Annotated in this window: 7 tRNA genes and 1 rRNA gene; all 8 read left to right on the top strand. The window is 53.7% G+C overall.

The features are described 5' to 3' along the window. Positions 1-20: 20 nt before the first annotated feature. Positions 21-137, top strand: a 5S ribosomal RNA gene (rrf, locus tag MXD58_RS31935). Positions 138-146: 9 nt separating this feature from the next. Continuing rightward, positions 147-221: transfer RNA gene (locus MXD58_RS31930), tRNA-Asn, on the top strand. Positions 222-224: 3 nt separating this feature from the next. Beyond that, positions 225-315: transfer RNA gene (locus MXD58_RS31925), tRNA-Ser, on the top strand. Positions 316-318: 3 nt separating this feature from the next. Further along, positions 319-393 (top strand) — tRNA-Glu (locus MXD58_RS31920). Positions 394-404: 11 nt separating this feature from the next. Then, a tRNA-Val gene (locus MXD58_RS31915) sits at positions 405-480 on the top strand. Positions 481-488: 8 nt separating this feature from the next. After that, positions 489-564: transfer RNA gene (locus MXD58_RS31910), tRNA-Thr, on the top strand. 20 nt (positions 565-584) lie between these two features. Then, a tRNA-Tyr gene (locus MXD58_RS31905) sits at positions 585-669 on the top strand. Positions 670-679: 10 nt separating this feature from the next. Continuing rightward, a tRNA-Trp gene (locus tag MXD58_RS31900) sits at positions 680-750 on the top strand. Position 751 lies beyond the last annotated feature (1 nt).

The raw sequence follows: 751 nt of genomic DNA, 5'->3' as shown, positions 1-751 counted from the left end.
GAACAAGGTTCCTTTATATGTTTGGTGACGATGGCGAAGAGGTCACACCCGTTCCCATTCCGAACACGGAAGTTAAGCTCTTCAGCGCCGATGGTAGTTGGGGGATCTCCCCCTGTGAGAGTAGGACGTCGCCAAGCTTATATCGTTCCGCAGTAGCTCAGTGGTAGAGCATTCGGCTGTTAACCGAACGGTCGTAGGTTCGAGTCCTACCTGCGGAGCCATATAGAGAAGTACCCAAGTGGCTCAAGGGGCGCCCCTGCTAAGGGTGTAGGTCGCGTAAGCGGCGCGAGGGTTCGAATCCCTTCTTCTCTGCCACATGGCCCCTTGGTCAAGCGGTTAAGACACCGCCCTTTCACGGCGGTAACACGGGTTCGAATCCCGTAGGGGTCACCATTTTATATATTGGAGGATTAGCTCAGCTGGGAGAGCACCTGCCTTACAAGCAGGGGGTCGGCGGTTCGATCCCGTCATCCTCCACCATATAATTTGCCGGTGTAGCTCAATTGGTAGAGCAACTGACTTGTAATCAGTAGGTTGGGGGTTCAAGTCCTCTTGCCGGCACCATTTATGATTCAATTATATGTGGAGGGGTAGCGAAGTGGCTAAACGCGGCGGACTGTAAATCCGCTCCCTCCGGGTTCGGCGGTTCGAATCCGTCCCCCTCCACCATTTTATATATAGGGGCATAGTTTAAAGGTAGAACAGAGGTCTCCAAAACCTCCAGTGTGGGTTCGATTCCTACTGCCCCTGC

It is taken from the genome of Frankia sp. AgKG'84/4, from assembly GCF_023242965.2.
Taxonomy (GTDB): domain Bacteria; phylum Actinomycetota; class Actinomycetes; order Frankiales; family Frankiaceae; genus Frankia.
The sequence above is the reverse complement of the archived record's forward strand: the minus strand, read 5'-3'. Positions and strand labels throughout refer to the sequence as shown.